15 protein-coding genes, 1 tRNA gene and 1 pseudogene are annotated in these 18,420 nt (G+C 63.2%); 8 read left to right on the forward strand and 9 right to left on the reverse strand.

Annotation, left to right across the window (positions count from 1 at the left end):
- Positions 1 to 30: 30 nt before the first annotated feature.
- Positions 31 to 789: an ATP12 family chaperone protein gene (locus tag NYQ83_RS00165; RefSeq protein WP_261211202.1), complete on the forward strand. Its 759-nt coding sequence runs from the start codon at positions 31 to 33 to the stop codon at positions 787 to 789.
- Positions 790 to 821: 32 nt separating this feature from the next.
- Here NYQ83_RS00165 and NYQ83_RS00170 read toward each other — a convergent pair.
- Together NYQ83_RS00170 and NYQ83_RS00175 are read right to left on the reverse strand one after the other, a co-directional pair.
- A pseudogene (locus NYQ83_RS00170) lies at positions 822 to 1,582 on the reverse strand (molybdopterin-binding protein).
- On the reverse strand, positions 1,579 to 2,409 hold the full coding sequence (locus NYQ83_RS00175; protein ID WP_261211203.1) for a cytochrome b/b6 domain-containing protein: 831 nt from the start codon (positions 2,407 to 2,409) through the stop codon (positions 1,579 to 1,581). Before NYQ83_RS00175 ends, NYQ83_RS00170 begins: the two are co-directional and overlap by 4 nt.
- A gap of 208 nt (positions 2,410 to 2,617) precedes the next feature.
- Between NYQ83_RS00175 and NYQ83_RS00180 the strand changes: the two genes are divergently transcribed.
- On the forward strand, positions 2,618 to 4,150 hold the full coding sequence (locus tag NYQ83_RS00180; RefSeq protein ID WP_128294249.1) for an acyl-CoA carboxylase subunit beta: 1,533 nt from the start codon (positions 2,618 to 2,620) through the stop codon (positions 4,148 to 4,150).
- Positions 4,151 to 4,188: 38 nt separating this feature from the next.
- Here NYQ83_RS00180 and NYQ83_RS00185 read toward each other — a convergent pair whose 3' ends face one another.
- Together NYQ83_RS00185 and NYQ83_RS00190 are read right to left on the reverse strand one after the other, a co-directional pair.
- Positions 4,189 to 5,142: a DMT family transporter gene (locus tag NYQ83_RS00185; RefSeq protein ID WP_261211207.1), complete on the reverse strand. Its 954-nt coding sequence runs from the start codon at positions 5,140 to 5,142 to the stop codon at positions 4,189 to 4,191.
- Between the two features lie 115 nt (positions 5,143 to 5,257).
- Positions 5,258 to 6,193 (reverse strand): DMT family transporter, encoded by a 936-nt coding sequence (locus NYQ83_RS00190; RefSeq protein WP_261211210.1) that lies wholly within the window; start codon positions 6,191 to 6,193, stop codon positions 5,258 to 5,260.
- Positions 6,194 to 6,271: 78 nt separating this feature from the next.
- On the opposite strand from NYQ83_RS00190, the gene NYQ83_RS00195 reads away from it, so the two are divergent.
- The 3 genes from NYQ83_RS00195 to NYQ83_RS00205 all read left to right on the forward strand — a co-directional run bounded on the left by NYQ83_RS00195 (position 6,272) and on the right by NYQ83_RS00205 (position 10,360).
- On the forward strand, positions 6,272 to 7,675 hold the full coding sequence (locus tag NYQ83_RS00195; RefSeq protein ID WP_261211212.1) for a PLP-dependent aminotransferase family protein: 1,404 nt from the start codon (positions 6,272 to 6,274) through the stop codon (positions 7,673 to 7,675).
- A gap of 171 nt (positions 7,676 to 7,846) precedes the next feature.
- The gene (locus tag NYQ83_RS00200) at positions 7,847 to 8,848 is read left to right on the forward strand and encodes an autoinducer 2 ABC transporter substrate-binding protein (protein ID WP_261211214.1); all 1,002 of its coding nucleotides are present in this window, start codon (positions 7,847 to 7,849) and stop codon (positions 8,846 to 8,848) included.
- A gap of 21 nt (positions 8,849 to 8,869) precedes the next feature.
- Positions 8,870 to 10,360 (forward strand): sugar ABC transporter ATP-binding protein, encoded by a 1,491-nt coding sequence (locus NYQ83_RS00205; RefSeq protein WP_261211216.1) that lies wholly within the window; start codon positions 8,870 to 8,872, stop codon positions 10,358 to 10,360.
- A 57-nt stretch (positions 10,361 to 10,417) separates the two neighbouring features.
- Here NYQ83_RS00205 and hxlB read toward each other — a convergent pair whose 3' ends face one another.
- The 3 genes from hxlB to NYQ83_RS00220 are packed head-to-tail and all read right to left on the reverse strand — an operon-like array spanning position 10,418 to position 13,141.
- Positions 10,418 to 10,978, reverse strand: coding sequence for a 6-phospho-3-hexuloisomerase (gene hxlB / locus NYQ83_RS00210; protein WP_261211224.1), 561 nt, complete (start codon positions 10,976 to 10,978; stop codon positions 10,418 to 10,420).
- Positions 10,979 to 10,991: 13 nt separating this feature from the next.
- A complete protein-coding gene (locus tag NYQ83_RS00215; protein ID WP_261211226.1) occupies positions 10,992 to 12,050 on the reverse strand; it encodes an ABC transporter permease in 1,059 nt (352 codons plus the stop codon).
- 8 nt (positions 12,051 to 12,058) lie between these two features.
- Positions 12,059 to 13,141 (reverse strand): ABC transporter permease, encoded by a 1,083-nt coding sequence (locus tag NYQ83_RS00220; RefSeq protein ID WP_261211228.1) that lies wholly within the window; start codon positions 13,139 to 13,141, stop codon positions 12,059 to 12,061.
- A 422-nt stretch (positions 13,142 to 13,563) separates the two neighbouring features.
- Between NYQ83_RS00220 and fabF the strand changes: the two genes are divergently transcribed.
- Together fabF and NYQ83_RS00230 are read left to right on the forward strand one after the other, a co-directional pair.
- Complete coding sequence (gene fabF / locus NYQ83_RS00225) at positions 13,564 to 14,835, forward strand: beta-ketoacyl-ACP synthase II (protein WP_261211230.1); 1,272 nt, start codon at positions 13,564 to 13,566, stop codon at positions 14,833 to 14,835.
- Positions 14,836 to 15,159: 324 nt separating this feature from the next.
- Positions 15,160 to 16,698 (forward strand): acetolactate synthase large subunit, encoded by a 1,539-nt coding sequence (locus NYQ83_RS00230; protein WP_261211232.1) that lies wholly within the window; start codon positions 15,160 to 15,162, stop codon positions 16,696 to 16,698.
- Between the two features lie 192 nt (positions 16,699 to 16,890).
- On the opposite strand, the gene NYQ83_RS00235 is transcribed toward NYQ83_RS00230, so the two are convergent.
- Both NYQ83_RS00235 and gloA read right to left on the reverse strand, forming a co-directional pair.
- A tRNA-Glu gene (locus tag NYQ83_RS00235) sits at positions 16,891 to 16,966 on the reverse strand.
- A 135-nt stretch (positions 16,967 to 17,101) separates the two neighbouring features.
- Positions 17,102 to 17,542 (reverse strand): lactoylglutathione lyase, encoded by a 441-nt coding sequence (gene gloA, locus NYQ83_RS00240; RefSeq protein WP_128294239.1) that lies wholly within the window; start codon positions 17,540 to 17,542, stop codon positions 17,102 to 17,104.
- Between the two features lie 35 nt (positions 17,543 to 17,577).
- On the opposite strand from gloA, the gene NYQ83_RS00245 reads away from it, so the two are divergent.
- Entirely contained in the window at positions 17,578 to 18,369 is a 792-nt protein-coding gene (locus NYQ83_RS00245) for an SIR2 family NAD-dependent protein deacylase (RefSeq protein WP_261211235.1), read from the forward strand.
- The last annotated feature ends 51 nt before the right edge of the window (positions 18,370 to 18,420 follow it).

Raw genomic sequence — 18,420 nt, forward strand, 5'->3', positions numbered from 1 at the left:
AGCCCAGATCTATTGAGCAAGGAGAGCCTGTTGCCCGATTTTCCTGCAAAGCCCGACGATGCGATGTCGAAGGCGCGCGAGCACGCGGCAAGGGAGCTGCCAAAGAGATTCTATAAACGGGCCGAAGCCGTTGAAACGGAATCCGGTTTCGAGCTTCACCTCGACGAGCGTCCAGCCCGCACGCCGGGTAAGAAGCCGCTTGCCGTCGCGCGCGCAGATCTCGGTCGAAGCCTTGCCGAGGAATGGGACGCTCAGGGAGAACGCATCGATCCTCTGACGATGCCGCTCACACGTCTCGCCAATGTCGCGATCGATGGGGTGGCCGACGAAATGCCTGCGGTGCGCGAAGAGGTGGCGGCTTATGCGGGCACGGACCTTCTCTTTTACCGTGCCGGCGAGCCGGAAGCTCTCGTCGCCCGGCAGCGCGAGATCTGGGACCCGCTGCTTGCCTGGGCGGAAAGCCGCTTTTCGGTTCGCTTCCGTCTGGTCGAAGGGGTCATGCCGGTCGATCAACCGGAAGAGGGGCTTCAGGCCGTGCGCGAGGCTCTCGAGGGATTTGACGAGCCGCTGTCGCTCGCGGCTCTCCACACGGCAACCACGCTGACCGGATCGGCACTCATCGCGCTCGCCCTGGCGGAAGGTGTGATCGATGCCGAGGCTGCCTGGGCCGCTGCGCATGTCGACGAGGATTTCAACATCTCGCAATGGGGTGAGGATTTCGAGGCGAAGGAGCGGCGTGACCGTCGCGGCTCTGAGTTCTCGGTGGCCGCGATGGTGCTGCGCGCCTGAACTGTCCTTCCGTTTCCGCTGGCGGTTATGGCTCAGATGCCGGCATACCATTCGTAGCCGCGGTCTTCCCAATAGCCGCCCTTGCCGCCGCGGATTGAGGCGAAGCTCCCCACGACCTCGATGCCCATGACGTACTTCGCCATCTTGTAGCCGAGCTGGCGTTCGATGCGCACGCGCAACGGCGCACCGTTTGCGACCGGCAGGGTTTCATCGTTGAGGCCGTAGGCGAGGATCGTCTGCGGGTGACGTGCGTCGATCATATCGATCGATTCGTAGTATTTTTCGCGACCGAGCGTATCGCGCAGCGGAAGACCACGTAGCTGCCGCCGGGTTTGACACCGGCTTCGTCGAGAACCGCGGCGAGGGGTACGCCCGTCCATTTCGCGATGCAGCTCCATCCCTCGACGCAGTCATGCCGCGTGATTTGCGTGCGCGCCGGCATGGCGCGTAATTCGTCGAGCGACAGGGATTGCGGTCGCTCGACGAGGCCGGTGACGGAAAGACGCCAATCGGCGAAGCCATTCGCGGCCATCTCCCGATATTCCGGATCGCGCGGACTGATCGAGCCGTTCGGACGCTGCGGTTGGATGATCTCGCTTTCGGAATACTCGCGCGCCAGGGCCTCGCGATCGAGGAGGCTGCGCTGCGCGGCCATCGTCAGATCTTCGGCCCGCTGCAAGAAAGCGCGTGCCATCGGATTCTGGACGATGCGGTCGCAACCAGACATGAGCGCGGCTCCACCGCCAATGGCGGCGGCCCGGATGAGGCCGCGACGGGTTAGGGAGACGGTCATGAGGTTTCTCCCTTCGCCTCGGGCCGCATGCGGTACCGCCCGGTGAGGATGGCACGCATTTCGTTGACCGGGCCCGCCGCCAGGACCATGGCGATGTGAACGACAAAGAAGAGGACGAGCAGGCTCATCGTCATGAAATGCAGCGTGCGTGCCGACTGGCGTCCACCGAACAGATCGAGAAGCCAGGGCAGTGCAGCATCCATCCCCGGCGACATGGCGAGGCCGGTGGCGACCATCGTTGGAATGAGGCCGAGGATGACGATGAGGTAGGAGAGCTTTTGCAGAATGTTGTAATGCGCCACTCGTCCGAACCGGAAGCGGAGGTGATCGCCGATCGCGCGCGGCATGGCGCGTAGCTCGCCGCGGCGGGGAATGAGATCGCGGCGGAAATGGCCGTTGAAAAGGCTGACGCAGACATAGGCGAGGCCACCCGCCACCAGCACCCAGGCGAAGAAGAAATGCACGATCCGACCGGTGGCAAGGTCTCGGTAGCTCGGGATGGTCGCCCAGGCGGGAAAACCGCGGGCGACAAGTGCCCCGCTGCTGTCGCGCGAGGCGCCCAGAAAGCCGGTCGTGTCGAAGTCCATGCTGCCGATTTCTGTAATTCCTCGCAGGCTGCCGTCACCCGTACGCATGGCGGTCATGGAGACGAGGGAGTCGGAGAAGTTCGACTGGGTGCCGAGATAGAGTGCGGGATGCGCGTTGAAGATCTGCAGACCGCTTGTGAGAAGGAAGAAGAGGCAGAACGCGTTCAGCCAGTGCCATATGCGCGTTGTCCATATGTGCCGGTAGACGATTTCCGTTCGCGGCTCGGCCGGCTCTGGCATTGGTGCATTCCCTTCGTGATCCCCATGAATATAGCGTGCGCCACGGCGCGCAATGTCACGAAGCGGTCATGCCTCTTCACATCAACGCCAGATTCGCATCCGATCTCTCTCAACAAATGCCGCCGATTGGCGTAGGCCGTTATATGAAGACGAGATTCTAAACCGGCTAATGGCCATGGGAACAAGATCAATCTGATTGGGGGGTAGAATGCGTGACGTTCTAGTGGAGTTGGAAAAGCGGCGCGCCAATGCGCGCGCGGGCGGCGGCGAGAAGCGTATTGCGGGCCAGCATGACAAGGGCAAGCTGACGGCGCGCGAGCGCCTGGTGGTGCTTCTCGATGACAGCTCGTTTGAAGAGTTCGACATGTTCGTCGAGCACCGTTCTTCGGCCTTCGGCATGGAGGAGCAGAAGATCGCGGGCGACGGCGTCGTCACCGGGTGGGGGACGATCAACGGCCGCCCCGTCTACGTTTTCGCCAAGGACTTCACCGTCTTCGGCGGCTCGCTTTCCGAGGCGCATGCGGAGAAGATCTGCAAAGTCCAGGACATGGCGCTTAGGAACGGCACGCCGATCATCGGGCTTTTCGATGCCGGCGGCGCGCGCATCCAGGAGGGTGTCGCGGCACTTGGCGGCTATGCTGAGATTTTCCAGCGCAACGTTCTTGCCTCCGGCGTCATTCCGCAGATCTCGGTGATCATGGGCCCGTGCGCGGGCGGCGATGTCTATTCGCCGGCAATGACCGATTTCATCTTCATGGTGCGCGGCACGTCCTACATGTTCGTGACCGGCCCGGATGTCGTTAAGACCGTCACCAACGAGACGGTGACAGCCGAAGAGCTCGGCGGCGCATCCGTGCATTGCGTGAAGTCGTCCGTGGCGGATGGCGGCTTTGAAAATGACGTTGAGGCACTTTTGGAGATCCGTCGCCTCTACGATTACCTGCCCCTCAACAACAAGGCCGAACTACCGGAAATTCCGGTCCACGATCCTTGGGATCGGCAGGAGAAATCTCTCGATACGCTGGTCCCGGATTCGGCGACCACGCCTTATGATATCAAAGAAGCCATCCTGAAGACGCTCGACGAAGCGGCCTTCTTCGAGATTCAGCCCGACCATGCGAAGAACATCCTCACCGGCTTCGGCCGTATCGAGGGACGTACGGTCGGTGTCGTGGCAAACCAGCCGATGGTTCTGGCCGGCGTCCTCGATTCGGATGCCTCACGGAAGGCGGCACGCTTTGTGCGCTTTTGCGATTGCTTCGGCATCCCGATCCTCACCTTCGTCGACGTTCCGGGTTTCCTGCCCGGCACGTCGCAGGAATATGGCGGCCTCATCAAACACGGCGCCAAGCTCCTTTTTGCTTATGCCGAAGCGACGGTACCGAAGGTGACGGTGATCACGCGCAAGGCCTTCGGCGGCGCGTATGACGTGATGGCGTCAAAGCATCTGCGCGGCGATATCAACTATGCCTGGCCGACGGCGCAGATCGCCGTCATGGGCGCCAAGGGTGCGGTGGAGATCATCTTCCGTAAGGATATCGACAATCCGGAAAAGATCGCCGAGCACGCCAAGACCTATGAGGATCATTTCCTCAATCCGTTCGTGGCGGCGGAGCGGGGCTATATCGACGACGTGATCATGCCGCAATCGACCAGACGGCGGGTTGCCCGCGCCTTCCGGCTTCTGCGCCGCAAGGAACTCGCCAATCCCTGGAAGAAGCACGACAACATCCCGCTCTGAGCGCTTGAACGCTTGAGCCTCTCGAGCCGCCGGTCGCCTCAGTGCGTGACCGGCGGCTTTGCCGTGGTGCGGGCGATGCGATGCTCGCGCAGATAGATGAAAATGCCGGAGCCGACGACGATCGCCATCCCGGCCCATTTCGGAGCATTCGGGAGGTCGCCGAAGACCAGGAGGCCGAGGGCCACCGCGGAGACGATCTCGGTATAGCCAAAAGGGGCGAGGACCGAAGCCGGGGCGAGCTGGTAGGCCCGGTTGAAGAGAAGATGGGCGAACGTTCCGATGACGCCTGTCGCCAGCAACAAGGTCCAGGCAAGAGTGCTTGCCGGCCACGAGAAGGCAAGATCTTCGATGCCGAATGGACGGCAGACGATCATCGCGGCGACGATGACCGCAAAGCCGCCGAGCGCTGCATAAAACTGCATCGCGAAGGCGCTCGCACCGCGCGCCACGTGGCGGCTCAAGATGAAATAGACTCCGACAAGGAATGCTGTCAGAGCCGGCAGGAGAGCGGGCAGCCCGAAGACCGCGTAGCTCGGCTGGATGATGATGAGCGCTCCGGCAAATCCGACCAGAACCGCGACGATCCTCCGCCATCCTACCTTTTCGCCGAGGAATAGGCCGGACAAAAGGGTCACGATCATCGGTTCGATCATGAAGATCGCAATCGCGTCGGCGAGCGGCAGGAAACGCAGCGCGGCGAAGAAGGCGAGACTGCCGAAACCGAGACAGGCACCCCGCAGGAGGTTGAGCCCGAGATGCGGAATGCGCAGAGCGGCGGTCCCTTCCCAATGAAGGAGCAGGGGCAAGATCAGCACGCCCTGGAGAAAGAGACGAACGGCTCCGACTTCGCCGGCCGAAAGGCCGTGCTGCGTGATGAGGAGCTTGCTCAAGGCATCCATCGTCGGGATGATTATGCCGCCGGCGACAAAGATCATGATGCCGCGCACCATCTCGGCGGGCGTGTTGGTCAGAGAGGAGGGGAGCGATGCCATTCGCCGTCCTTGCCACAAAGCCGCAAGGCGAGCCACCAACGCCTGATGGCATGGCCGGCGTCACGGTGAGATCAGGCACCGGTTCGCACGGTGGTGCTGCTGCTATCGGGGACGGTCAACCGGGCGAGGGTGCGCGGCGTGCCTGACGGCCGGCAAAGAGGAGCCCATAAAGCGCCACGCAGATGACGGCCATCGCCAGGATCTGAAACGTCTCCACGCGCCCGCCGAGCACGACCACCGTGATGAGCATGGTGACCGCTGGGGTCGGCACGGTGATCGAGCTCGCCACGGAGACATCGATATGGCGGATGGCGTTGAACCACAGGACGAGCTCCAGATAGTAAGCGACGCCGAGGAGGATCGCGGCCTTTTGGAAGGTCGGATCGGTGAAACCCTGCAAGAGAGCGCCCGGTTCGCCAATGACCGCCTGAAGGGCGAGAAGCACGATGCCGGAGATAACGAGGCGGGTGACGGTCACCTGGTTTGGCGTGATCGACGTCGTCGTCAGAACCTGGCGCAGCAGCACATGTGCGATGGCCCATAATGCCGGGATGCCGAGGGCATAGGCCGACCACCATGAGATGTCCGCCACGCGAAACGTGCCGCCGGTGGTGAGATAGACCAGGGCTGCGAGGAGGAGTGCGGTGAAACCGAGCTCGGTGGTGCTCTTGCGTTTGCCGAGAAGAACCGCCTCCAGAAGGATGGCGAAGAGCGGATAGGCCTGCAGCGCGATCACCATGCTGACGGGCCCGGCCTTCTTGGCCGCCACCACATACATGTAGGTCGCCACCGCGAACATCGCGCCGGTCAAGAGCGCGATTGCGAGCGTTCGGGTGGAAGGTCTTTGCGCTGCCGTGCTTGCGGGCACCCCGCGTCGGAGCTCGACGATAAAGAGGGGAAGACCCGCGATAAGCTGCCAGAAGGTGAGCCAGATGGCGAAGGAGAGGCCGCTCGATCCTTCGGGACGCGCATCGGCGATGAGCGGCATCGCCGATAGGATGGCGAGGCAACAAAGGGCGTAGAGAATGCCGGTACGATGCGACGTGGACATCACCGTTCCATGAGAAGATGTGTGTGATTGTATTGGTATGTCTCGTGCGGTATTGAATGCAATCGGATTATTGTATTGATGGCAATGTGGATCCCTGATCTTTCCCGCTTTTCCGGCCCGGCCTACACAGCACTCGCCGAGGCGATCGGCACGGCGATCTCCGATGGGAGTTTAAGTGCCGGCGAGCGGCTGCCGCCGCAGCGCGATCTCGCCTGGCGGCTGGGCTTGTCGCTCTCGACGGTGACGCGCGGCTATGGCGAGGCGGTGCGTCGGGGCTTTCTGGAAGGCAGCGTCGGGCGCGGCACCTATGTGCGCGATGCGAAAGCGGTCACCGCCGCGGCAAGTGGTGCATGGAATGCGGGGCTCGCGCGGCCCGCGGGCGATGCAATCGATTTCGCCAACAATCTGCCGCCGCTCGGCGGGGCAGAAAGGCAACTTGCAGAAACGCTGGGCGCGATCTCGGGCGAGCCGGGGCTCGGGGTTTTTCTCGATCACTGGCCGGGGCGAACGGCAGAGCGGCACGCAGAGGCCGCGGGCGCATGGATCGAAACGATCGGGCTTCCCCACCAGGGGCGGTCGATCGTGCTTACCAACGGCTCGCAGCAGGGGCTCTTCGTGGCGCTCCTGGCGCTGGCGCGGCCTGGCGATGCGATCCTCGCCGAGGCGCTCTCTTATGCACCCGTCCTGGCAGCGGCCGAGCGTCTCGGTCTCAGGGTTTTTCCTGTCGCCATGGACGGGGAGGGGCTCTTGCCTCAATCTCTCGACGAACAATGCAAGGCCACGGCCGCTCGGCTTCTCTACACCATGCCGACGCTGCACACGCCGACGACGGCGACGATGTCCGAGGCGCGCCGACAGGCCGTCGCCGAAGTCGCCGAGCGTCACGGCATCGACATTCTGGAGGACGACGTTTTCGGCTTTCTGCCGTGCTCGCGGCCCGCGCCTCTCGGTGCCTGTCTGCCCGATCAGACAATCTATGTGGCGAGCACCTCAAAGAGCCTCGCGCCGGGTCTGCGCGTGGGCTATCTGAGCGCGCCCATGCGCCATGAGAGAGCTTTGCGGGCGGGTGTCGCACTCTCCTCGTGGATGCCGCCGCCGCTGATGGCGGAGATCGCGACACGCTGGATCGAGGATGGGACGGCGGAGCGCCTCAACGAAGAGAAGCGTCAGGCTGCCGAGGCGCGGCAAGCCTTGGCGCGTGCGACGTTGAAAGGGAGCCGCTTGGCTGCCGATCCGGCGGGCTTTCATATCTGGCTGCATCTGCCGGATGGATGGCGGCCGGATGCGTTCGAAGCGGCGGCGCAGCGTGAGGGTGTCGCCCTGCGCTCCGCACGGTCCTTTTGCGTTGATCCCGCCATCGCGCCTGCCGCGGTTCGCCTCTGCCTCAGCCATGAGGCGTGTCACTCGCGGGTGGAAGACGGGCTCTTGCGCCTCAAACGGCTTCTCGACGAAAGACCGGGAGAGGCTGCTTTCATCGTCTGAGCAGCGGGCTCTGGTGCGCTCGTGCGGGTGGCGTTCTTAGGCCACCCCTTACCGCCAGGCTGACGCTTTTGCGCGACGATCGGGCTCAAAATTGTCCTTGATGCAAATCAAGGTGCAATTAAAAGGGCGGGCGCAGCGTGCTCTCCTCCTCGGAGACAAAGGAGACCAACAGTGATTACAAGAAGAACATTGCTCGGTTCCGCCGCCCTTCTGACGGCTGGTGCCGCGCTTCCGGGAGCGTCGAAAGTCTGGGCTCAGCCCAAGAAGTTCGAGATCGTCATGTGCGCCAAGCAGGAGGGTATCTCCTGGTTCGACGACATGCGCACGGGCGTGGAGGATTTCGCCAAGGATTTCGGCGTCAACGCCTATCAGATCGCGCCCGAGACCGGAGACCCCGCCAAGCAGGCGCAGATGGTCGAAAGCCTGATCGCCAAGAATGTCGACGCCATCCTCGTCGTCCCGAACGATCCGAAGTCCATGGAGCCGGTGCTGCAGAAGGCCAAGGACGCGGGTATCGTCATCGTCAGCCATGAGGCGAAGAGCCTTGCGGGCACGGCCGATTACGATGTCGAAGCCTTCAAGAACGAGGATTTCGGCGCCCTCATGTTCGATAAGCTCGCCAAGGCCATGAATGGCGAAGGCAAGTTCGTCGCGATCGTCGGTGCGCTGACGATGGAAACGCACATGCAGTGGTTCAATGCCGGCATGGAGCACATCAAGGCCGATTACCCGGGCATGGAATTCGTCCTGTCCGAGCCGATCGAGGACAACAACGACGAGAAGACCGCGCTCGACAAGGTCAACGAGGTGCTGAAGCGCTACCCGGACCTCAAGGGTATCGTCGGCTGCTCGGTGTCGGGCACATCGATGGCGGCCCTTGCGGTCGAGAAGCTGCGCCGCAAGGACATCGCCGTGGTCGGTCTCGGCCTTCCGAGCATCAATGGCCCGTATCTCGAGGACGGCTATCAGAATGTGGCGCTCTGCTGGCGTCCTGCCGATGCCGGCTACGCGTCCGCCTTTGTCGCCTACAAGCTTCTGAATGGCGAAACCGTCGAGGCGGGCATGGACCTGAAGCGGCCGGGCTACGACAAAGTCACCATCGAGGACGGTGTCGTCTATGGCGATGCGACGCTGATCCTGACCGCCGAGAACTGGAAGGACTACAAGTTCTGACCCAGGGGATGCTCAGCGATCATGGCTGAACTGATCCGCTTGGAGGGCCTGAGCAAGCGATATATCGCCACCCAGGCCCTCGATCATGTCGACCTGTCGATTGCTGCCGGCGAGGTGTTGTGCATCGCCGGCACGAACGGCTCCGGCAAGTCGACGCTCATGAAGTGCATCTGCGGTGCCGAGGAGCCGGATTCCGGCAACATCGTTTTCGATGGCCACGCCTATAAGCGCTTGAGCCCGTCGCAGGCGATGCGCCTTGGCATCCAGATCATTTATCAGGATCTGGCGATCTTCCCGGACCTCACGGTTGCCGAAAATATCGCGTTCCACGAGATCCAGCATCGCAAGGGCTTGTGGGTCGACTGGAAGGCGTGCCGAAAGACGGCGGAAGACGCGCTTGCCTCCCTCGGGGCGAAGCTGCCGCTCGATGCCAGGCTCGGTGATCTGTCCTTCGGCGCGAAGCAGACGACGGCCATCGCGCGCGCCCTGACACAGGAATGCCGTCTGCTGATCATGGATGAGCCGACGAGCGCGCTACCGGCGCGCGATGTCGAGCAATTGCTGACCATGGTGCGGCGTCTCAAGGAACGCGGAATTTCGGTCATCTTCGTCAGCCACAAGCTCGACGAGGTGTTCGAGATCGCAGACCGTATCTACGTGCTCCGCGACGGGAAGGAAGTGGGTGAATATGCGCCCGCCGATATCAACGTCAGCGAGCTTGGTTTCCTGATGACGGGTGTGCGCGTCGTTGCTGGAAAGAGCGACGAGGTGAGGGCGGATGCGCCTGTCCTCCTCGAAGTCCAGGATCTTCAGCGCGATGGCCAGTACCGCGATTTGTCTTTTGCGCTGCGCGCGGGCGAGGTTTTGGGCTTTGCCGGCCTGACTGGTTCGGGGCGCACGGAGACCGCGCTCTCGCTCTTCGGTCTCAATCCGGCGAAGTCCGGCCGTGTGCTCGTCGACGGTGCGGAATTGCGCATCACCTCGCCGCAGGATGCCGTGCGCGCCGGGATCGTGCTCGTCTCGGAAGATCGGGCGAGCCAGGGGCTCTTCGGCCGCAAGCCGATCCGCATGAACATCGCCTCGTCGATCTATGAGCGCATCAAGGGCGCGCTGTCGCTCATTTCGAGCGACAAGGAAGCGACGATCGGCGACGAATGGGTGACGAAGGTGCGGGTGAAAACCCCATCGGCCGCAGAACCCGTGCAGAGCCTCTCCGGCGGCAATCAGCAGAAGGTCGTGCTCGCCAAATGGCTGGCGACCGAGCCGAAGATCCTGATTCTCGACAATCCGACGGCCGGCATCGATGTCGGCTCAAAGGCCGAGATCCATGAAATCGTGCAGACGCTGGCACGCGAAGGCTGCGGCGTCATCATGATTTCGGACGATCTCGACGAGCTCGCCATGAGCTGCAACCGCGTCCTCGTTTTCCGCACGGGACGGATCGTCGAGGAATTTTCGGGTCCGGAGATTACATCGGCTCGCATCGCCGCAACGATCCGGCAGGACGACTGAGCGTCCTGTCGGTTTCGATTTCGATCGAGAGCTTAAGCGTCTGGAAAAGCCGCGACGTCACTCGACGTTGCGGTGACGCCCGACCATGGTTTCGCGGTCGACCTGCATGCGCTCGGCAAGCGCGATCACGATCTGGTCGAAGAGAATGAGCAGGGCCTGCTCGAAGAGATTGCCCATCGGCTGCGTGGATGGCACCACGTCGGCCTTGCCCTTGAAGACGGCGGCCGGCAGGAACAGGCGTTGTTTCGCCTTCTGCGCCGTCGTGCCGCTCGGATCGCCGGTGACCACGATGGTGGCGGCGCCGGCCGCGACGGCCTGCTCGTGCACATAATCGATATGGCCGATCGAGCCGCTGCCCGAGGTGGCGATCAGCAGATCACCCGGCCCGATCGAGGGCGTCGTGTCGTCCCAGATCCAATGCGCTTCCTTGCCGAGATGCATGAGGCGCATGGTGAAGGCCCGGGTCGACAGGCCTTCGCGCCCGACACCGATCAGAAAGACCCGCTTCGCCTTGATGATCGCGTCCATGAAGGCGCTGATCTCGGCTTCATCCAGGCGCTTTGCCACCTGGCTCAGCTCGTCGACGGCCCGTTCAAAGCCGCTTGTGATCGTTCCCATTGTCATCTCCTGATCAGCCAGCACGGAGCGCGGCGCGCGTCAGCGAGCGCCTCACGATCCTGCGCACGAAGAAGTTCAGCGCCATGAAGATGAGGAGAAGACCGCCCCAAATCATCTTCTTGGCGTAAGGCGAGAGCCCTTCGATGGTGAAGGCGTTCTCCACGCATTGCAAAAGCAGAACGGCGGCGAGCACGTTGAGAAGCCGCCCGCGGCCGCCATAGGGATCCATGCCGGCCAAGACCGCGACGAGGATCGCCTGCAGCAAAAACGTGTCGCCGAAGCCGACCTTCATGGAATTGAAGCGCGCCAGCATGATGAGGCCGGCAGCCCCGGCAAGGAGGCCGGAAAGCGCATAAGAAATGATGATGGCGCGGTTGATCGGCAGGCCGGTGAAGAGGGCCGCGACCTTGTTGTCGCCGTAGAGGTACAGGGTTTTTCCGAAGAGCGAATTGCGGATGTAGAAGGATGCGAGGACGAACAGCACCGCCAATCCGCAGAACGAAACCGGGATCGGCCCGAGCTTCAGCATCAAAATGTCGGTAAACGCCGAAGGCATGCCGGTGATGCCGACGCCGCCCGTCAGGCCTGAGGCGAGGCCGAAATAGAGCAGCATCGTGCCAAGCGTCGTCACCAGAGCCGGGACGCCGAAACGGGCGATGATGATGCCGTTGAAAAGCCCCATCAGCACGGACGCTCCGAGCGCAACGACGGTGGCAAGCGCGATCGCGCCGCCGGGCCCGAGCGCGTCGACGATGCTCGGATTGGTCATGATGTAGGCCGCGAAGATCGCCGACAGGTCGGCGACCGCAATCACGGAAAGATCGATGCCGCCGGTGATCATGGCAATCGCCATGGCGAGCGAGAAGAGGGCGAATTCCGGCACCTGCTCGAGAACCGAGACGAGGTTGGTGGCATTGAAGAACGCACCGCCAAGACGCAGGGCGATCAGGGCGAGTACGATCGCCGCGATGCCGTAGAGAACGACTTCGGCCAGGAATTCTTCGTTGAGGCGGGCCTGCAATCCTGGCCGCTTGCTCGTGGGTGCGGGGTGAGAAGGCGTTGTATCAGCCATTGCCGTGCTCACACATCCTGGAAGTTGAGGAGCTTCAGATTGCGCTGCTTCGCCCGGTAATGAGAGATGGCAGCGATGGCCACCATGGCTGCGCCAATGAAGAAGCGATTCCACGAGGCGGACAGTCCAAGGGTCACCAGCGTGTTGCTCAAGAGCGTGATCAGCGCCATGCCGAGAACGACGCCGCCGACAGAGCCTGTGCCGCCTGTCAGCTTCGCGCCTCCGATGACGACGGCCGCGAGCACGATGAGCTCGTTGCCGACGAGCGAGACCGGATTCACGAGGCGGATTTCCGACACCATCATGAGGCCGGTGAGGCCCGCAAGCGCGCCGGCATAGCCGTAGACGACGAGGTTGATCTTCAAGACTTCGACGCCGGAGCGTACGGCGCCGAGGGGATTGGAGCCGAGGGCATAGCTCGCCCGTCCGATCGGCGTTCGGTTGAGAAGATACCAGGTCAGTGCGATCACGATCACGAGGGGAATTGCGAAGACCGAAAGCCCGGTGAAGCCGGGGCCGGCCGGGATCTCAAACAGGACTGAGGTGCCGAAATCGCGCAGCGAGGAGGGCATGAAGCCCGCGGTGATCGGCCGTGCGCCGAGAAAGACCATGAGCACGCCTTGCAGAACCCCCTGCATCGCAAGGGTCGTGATCAAGGTCGGGAGCGAAAACAGATAGATGATCAGGCCGTTGACGAGGCCGACGAAGGTGCCGATGCCGATCGCGACGGTGAGCGCGAACGCGAGACTGTCGATCCCGAGAGCGTTGGACAAAGCGGTGGCGATCCAGGCCGACAGAATCGCGTTCGCAAGGAAGGACACGTCGATCCCGCCCGTGACCATGACGACGAGAACCCCGAGGGCGACGATGGTGAGGGCGGAGCCCGTGCGGATCAGGTCGAACAGAGATGCAAGCGACAGGAAATCCGGCGACTGGAACGTCACGATGACGATGTAAGCGAGGATGATCAGGGCGAGGAGCCGCAGGTTCTCGCCAGATCCGCTGCCGCCGCGCGGCCATAGCCGCTCGCGCCAGGATGTGCTTGCGCCGGGCGTCGGCGCATTTGGCTCAAAGGCGGGCGTTGTCGTCATCCACTCCCCCAGAACTCGTTCTCATCGTTGGCGTCAGGCAGAGCCGACACTCAGCGTCCGATTGCATGGCCCGCTGATTGCGGTCAAGTTTGTACGACTATGTGACAGAAGAACCATGTGGCTCGTTGCCCATGCACTGGCGATGCGCCGCGTCCCGGGGGGAGAGCCCGATCTCTGCGTGGCGCTTGTAGGCTCTTGTGAATGACATCAGATTAGGGCGGTCGGCGGCGCCAGGTCAGGCTATTCGATCTGCGCAAGACGGTACGTGACCGAGGTCGGCATCGGCGACCGGCTGATTTCCGGGAGGCTTGAGTCGATCCGTGCAATGGCGCAATGCGCGTCATGCCGCCTTGCACATGCGGCTCCGGAGTGCAGGTTGCGCCGAATCGTCTTTCTGAGAATGTGAACGTCAGGATGTTTCCATGAACCCGAACAAGCGTGTGGTCGTGACAGGGCTCGGCGTCGTCTCGCCGCTCGGCTGCGGTGTGGACCTCGTCTGGAGCCGGTTGATCGAAGCCCGCTCCGGTATCCGCGCACTCCCCGACGACGTCGTCCCGGATATCCCGTCCAAGATCGGCGGTGTCGTTCCCTCCGTTTCAGATGATGCGGACGGCGGCTTCGAGCCCACGCGCGTGGTGCCCGAAAAAGACCTCAAGAAGATGGACCGTTTCATCCAGATGGCGATGGTGGCGGCCGAAGAGGCGCTCGGGCAGGCCGACTGGCATCCCGAGGATGAAGGCGAGCGCGAGCGCACCGGCACGGTGATCGGCTCTGGCGTCGGTGGATTTCCGGCGATGCGTGCCGCCGCCGACCTGACCACCGCCCGCGGTGCACGGCGTCTGTCGCCGTTTCTCGTGCCGTCGTTCCTGGTCAATCTCGCGGCCGGGCAGGTTTCGATCCGTCATCACTTTCGCGGGCCGATCGGCGCGCCGGTCACGGCCTGCGCGGCCAGCGTGCAGGCGATCGGCGATGCCGCGCGGCTGATCCGGGACGGCGAAGCGGATGTGATTCTGGCAGGTGGCGCGGAGGCCTGCATCGACCGCGTCAGCCTTGGCGGCTTTGCGGCGGCCCGCGCCCTCTCCACGCATTTCAACGAGACGCCCGAAAAGGCCTCGCGGCCGTTCGATCGCGATCACGACGGCTTCGTGATGGGCGAGGGGGCCGCCATGCTGGTGCTGGAGACCCTTGAACATGCCGAGGCACGCGGCGCGACGCCGATCGCGGAAGTCCTCGGATATGGGACCACTGCGGATGCCTATCATCTGACGGCGGGTCCGGAAGATGGGGCGGGCAACCGCCGCGCCATGGCCATCGCGCTTCGGCAGGCTGGCCTTGAACCTTCTGCCGTCGGCTATCTCAACGCGCATGCGACGTCGACGCCCGTCGGCGATGCCGGTGAGCTTGCCGGTGTCAGGTCCGTCTTCGGCGACCACAAAGTGGCGATTTCGTCGACCAAATCGGCGACAGGCCACCTTCTCGGTGCGGCCGGCGGATTGGAAGCGGTCTTCACCATTCTCGCGCTGCGCGATGGCATTTTGCCGCCGACCCTCAACCTGGAAAATCCGATGGAGGGTGCGGAAGGGCTCAATCTCATCGGGCCGGAAGCCCGTGAGCAGAAGATCGATGTCGCCATGTCGAACGGCTTCGGCTTTGGCGGTGTGAACGCCAGCGTCGTTCTGAAGCGCTGGAACTGAGGTCGCAGATCAATTTTTTAGGAAGGGCGGCTCATGTGGTGAGCCGCCTTTTTTCGTATCCGCGTCCTCGCGGCGTGGCGGATCAGCAACCCGGCCGGCGCGGCTGGTTGCTTTTTCCGCCGCGGCTTTTTCATCTCGTAAAACTCATTGTCGCCACACGTGCCGTCCCATAGGACGGGGCGGGTGGGAGGCGTCCGTCGCCGCTGGAAGTGACCGACCAGGGCGAAGCACGGCCCCATTTTGCACTTCAACCGGAACCTCGTTTCTGGGTTGGGGGCACAGAAGAGAAGTCTCCGAAAAGGACCCTCCAAGAAGGACAATGCGATGAATGGCGCACATAGCCTCGTCAGAACTCTCCTCAATCAAGGCGTCGATACCTGTTTTGCCAATCCCGGCACGAGCGAGATGCACTTCGTCGCGGCGCTCGACCAGATCGACGGCATGCGCTGTGTCCTCGGGCTGCAGGAGAACGTCGTCACGGGGATGGCCGATGGTTACGCGCGGATCGCGGGCAAGCCCGCCTGCACGCTCCTGCATTGCGGGCCGGGCCTCGCGAACGGCCTTGCCAATCTCCATAATGCGCGCCGGGCAAGAGCCGCGATCGTCAACATCGTCGGTGACCAGGCGACGTATCATCGCCCGCACGACGCGCCACTGACGATGGATACGAGCAGCCTTGCCCATACAGTTTCCGGCTTCGTGCGCGCATCGACTTGCGCTGCCGATGTCGGTCGGGATGCTGCGGCCGCGGCGCAGGCCGCGCGTGTGTTGCCGGGGCAGGTGGCGACGCTGATCCTGCCGTCCGACACCTGCTGGAGCGAGGGTGGGATCGTGGCCGATGCGCTGCCGGCGCTGCCCGCGGCGCCGCTCGATCCCCATGCCGTCGAGACGGCCGCGCGGATGCTGCGGAACGGCCGGGAGACGCTCATTCTTCTCGGAGGCGCCGGGCTTCTCCAGCCGGCCCAGGAACTCGCCTGGCGCGTGGCCAAGGCGACGGGTGCCACGCTCATGGCGGATTTCGTCTGCGGGCAGGTGGCGCGGGGGCGGGGGCGTGTGCCGCTCGCCAGGGTCCCCTATGTCGCCGAAGCCGCGCGGGCCGCGCTTGAACGATTCGAACAGATTATTCTTGTAGCCGCAAAGCCGCCGGTCTCCTTCTTCGCGTATCCCGGTCAGCCGTCGATTGAATATCGTGCGGAGGCAGAGCTGCAGACATTGGCGCGCGGCGACCAGGATGTTGTGGTCGCGCTCCAGGCGCTCGTCGATGAGCTTGGAGCTCCTCCTGCGGCAATGCCGGATCCGGGACCGCGGCCGGAGGTGGCATACGGCGCGCCGACGTCTGAAGGTCTGGCCCGCACCGTCGCGGCCCTGATGCCGGAGAATGCCATCCTCTGCGAGGAGGCTATCTCCTATAGCCGTGGCTTGTACGATGAGACCTATGCCGCGCCGGCGCACGACATGCTGCACCTCGCCGGCGGAGCGATCGGCGACGGCATGCCCGTCGCGACGGGAGCGGCCGTTGCAGGCGAGGGGCGCCGGGTGATCAATCTCCAGGCCGATGGTTCGGCGATGTACACGATCCAGTCGCTATGGACGCAGGCGCGTGAGCGACTGCCGGTCACGACCGTCATCTTGAACAACCGCCAATATGCGATCTTGCTCGGCGAGTACGCCAATGTCGGTGCGACGCCGGGAGAGACGGCGATGCAGATGCTTGATCTCGGAAATCCCGATCTTGGCTGGATCAATCTCGCCAAAGGCATGGGCGTGGAAGCCGCACGCGCCGAGACACTCGATGAGCTCGCAGACCTGATGCAGGCGAGCTTCGAACGCGACGGGCCCTTCCTGATCGAACTGATGATCTGATTCAACGTTTCCGGCGCGCCTGATTCGTTCGGCGTGCCGGGTCGCCTCGCTGCTGCGCACGGGATGCGGCCCGGCCGCGAATCTCGAAAGGCGTTAGCGGCCGCGGTGGGGCCGATTTGATGGCGATGTGAGAGAAGAAAGGCGCCGTGCGCCGGATTCTCCTGGCGCATCGTATGTGCGACGCCGGGAGAATGGTACGCCCAAGGGGAATCGAACCCCTGTTTCCGCCGTGAAAGGGCGGCGTCCTAGACCGCTAGACGATGGGCGCGTCGCGGCGCCTTATAGTCGGGTGCGGCGCCGCAAACAAGTCATGCAAGGAAAATCATGAAGGAAATTTGATTGCCCTTGTCTGCCCTCTCGCGCAGGCGGTCGGCGCGGGGCGCGCGCCTGCACAAAAGCGCTCTTACCAGGAGCCGGTGTTCTGCATCGAGGCCCAGGGCTCTGCCGGCGGAAGAGCGTCACCCTTTTGCAGAAGCTCGATCGATATCCCGTCCGGCGACCGCACGAACGCCATATGGCCGTCGCGTGGGGGGCGGTTGATCGTCACACCGCCATCCATCAGCTTCTGGCAAGTGTCGTAGATGTTGTCGGTGGCGAAGGCGAGATGGCCGAAATTCCGGCCGCCGTCGTACTCTTCCGGATCCCAATTGTAGGTGAGTTCCAGGAGAGGCGCGCGTTCGGTCTCCGCGCGGGCCTTGTCATCCGGCGCTGCGAGGAAGATCAGGGTGAAGCGGCCTTTCTCGCTCTCGCTGCGGCGGACCTCTTCCATCCCGAGCTTGTTGCAGTAGAAGTCGAGCGACTGGTCGACGTCTTTGATGCGCACCATAGTGTGCAGATATTTCATTGCATGCCTCCGTGAGTGGGTTGGCGGGAAAGCTTATGGCACAGATCCAAACTGACAATGACACGCTCGTGGGTGAGGCGGCGCATCTCCACCGGCTGGTCGACGACGCGAAGGCGATCGTCGCCTTCTGCGGGGCCGGCATCTCGACCGAATCGGGGATTCCCGATTTTCGCTCGCCGGGCGGCATCTGGTCGAAAATGGAGCCGATCACCTACCAGGAGTTCATGGCGAGCGAGGAGGTTCGGCTCGAGGACTGGCGGCGGCGTTTCATGCTCGATGAAATCTATTCGAAGGCCGAGCCGAACATCGCGCACCGGGTCCTTGCGCATCTGGTGGCGGAAGGGCGCTCGCCGGGCGTGGTCACCCAGAATGTCGACGGATTGCACCAGCGGGCCGGTCTCCCGCCCGAATATCTCGTCGAGCTTCACGGCAACGCCACCTATGCGCATTGTCTCGACTGCCGCGAGCCATTCACGCTCGGCGAAGTCCATAAAATGATCGAGGCGAAAGGTGAAAGCCCGCGCTGTCCGGATTGCGGCGGTTTCATCAAGAGCGCGATCATTTCCTTCGGTGAGGCGATGCCCGAGCATGAGATGCGGCGGGCCTTCGAGCTTGCCAACGAATGCGATCTGATGATCGTCCTGGGCTCGTCGCTGGTGGTCCATCCGGCGGCCACAATACCGCTCGTTGCCAAGCAATCCGGGGCGAGGCTCGTGATCTTGAACCGGGAGGAGACGCCCCTCGATGACGTCGCCGACAGCTGTTTTTCGGGCGAGATCGGTGCGCTTCTTAGCGCTTTATTTCCCGAGCTGAGCGGTGGTGGGTAAGGAAAGCCGTGAAAACTTCTTAAAGGTCTTGTGGCCTCTGGCCGCACCGAT

The sequence above is a fragment of the Afifella sp. JA880 genome (assembly GCF_025379905.1).
Lineage (GTDB): Bacteria > Pseudomonadota > Alphaproteobacteria > Rhizobiales > Afifellaceae > Afifella > Afifella aestuarii.

Excerpts from the sequence above, each read along its gene's own strand:
- NYQ83_RS00175 (WP_261211203.1), bottom strand. The coding sequence starts at position 2,409 with ATGCCAGAGCCGGCCGAGCCGCGAACGGAAATCGTCTACCGGCACATA.
- NYQ83_RS00180 (WP_128294249.1), top strand. The coding sequence starts at position 2,618 with ATGCGTGACGTTCTAGTGGAGTTGGAAAAGCGGCGCGCCAATGCGCGC.
- NYQ83_RS00185 (WP_261211207.1), bottom strand. The coding sequence starts at position 5,142 with ATGGCATCGCTCCCCTCCTCTCTGACCAACACGCCCGCCGAGATGGTG.
- NYQ83_RS00190 (WP_261211210.1), bottom strand. The coding sequence starts at position 6,193 with ATGTCCACGTCGCATCGTACCGGCATTCTCTACGCCCTTTGTTGCCTC.
- NYQ83_RS00195 (WP_261211212.1), top strand. The coding sequence starts at position 6,272 with ATGGCAATGTGGATCCCTGATCTTTCCCGCTTTTCCGGCCCGGCCTAC.
- NYQ83_RS00205 (WP_261211216.1), top strand. The coding sequence starts at position 8,870 with ATGGCTGAACTGATCCGCTTGGAGGGCCTGAGCAAGCGATATATCGCC.
- hxlB (WP_261211224.1), bottom strand. The coding sequence starts at position 10,978 with ATGGGAACGATCACAAGCGGCTTTGAACGGGCCGTCGACGAGCTGAGC.
- NYQ83_RS00215 (WP_261211226.1), bottom strand. The coding sequence starts at position 12,050 with ATGGCTGATACAACGCCTTCTCACCCCGCACCCACGAGCAAGCGGCCA.
- NYQ83_RS00220 (WP_261211228.1), bottom strand. The coding sequence starts at position 13,141 with ATGACGACAACGCCCGCCTTTGAGCCAAATGCGCCGACGCCCGGCGCA.
- fabF (WP_261211230.1), top strand. The coding sequence starts at position 13,564 with ATGAACCCGAACAAGCGTGTGGTCGTGACAGGGCTCGGCGTCGTCTCG.
- NYQ83_RS00230 (WP_261211232.1), top strand. The coding sequence starts at position 15,160 with ATGAATGGCGCACATAGCCTCGTCAGAACTCTCCTCAATCAAGGCGTC.
- gloA (WP_128294239.1), bottom strand. The coding sequence starts at position 17,542 with ATGAAATATCTGCACACTATGGTGCGCATCAAAGACGTCGACCAGTCG.
- NYQ83_RS00245 (WP_261211235.1), top strand. The coding sequence starts at position 17,578 with ATGGCACAGATCCAAACTGACAATGACACGCTCGTGGGTGAGGCGGCG.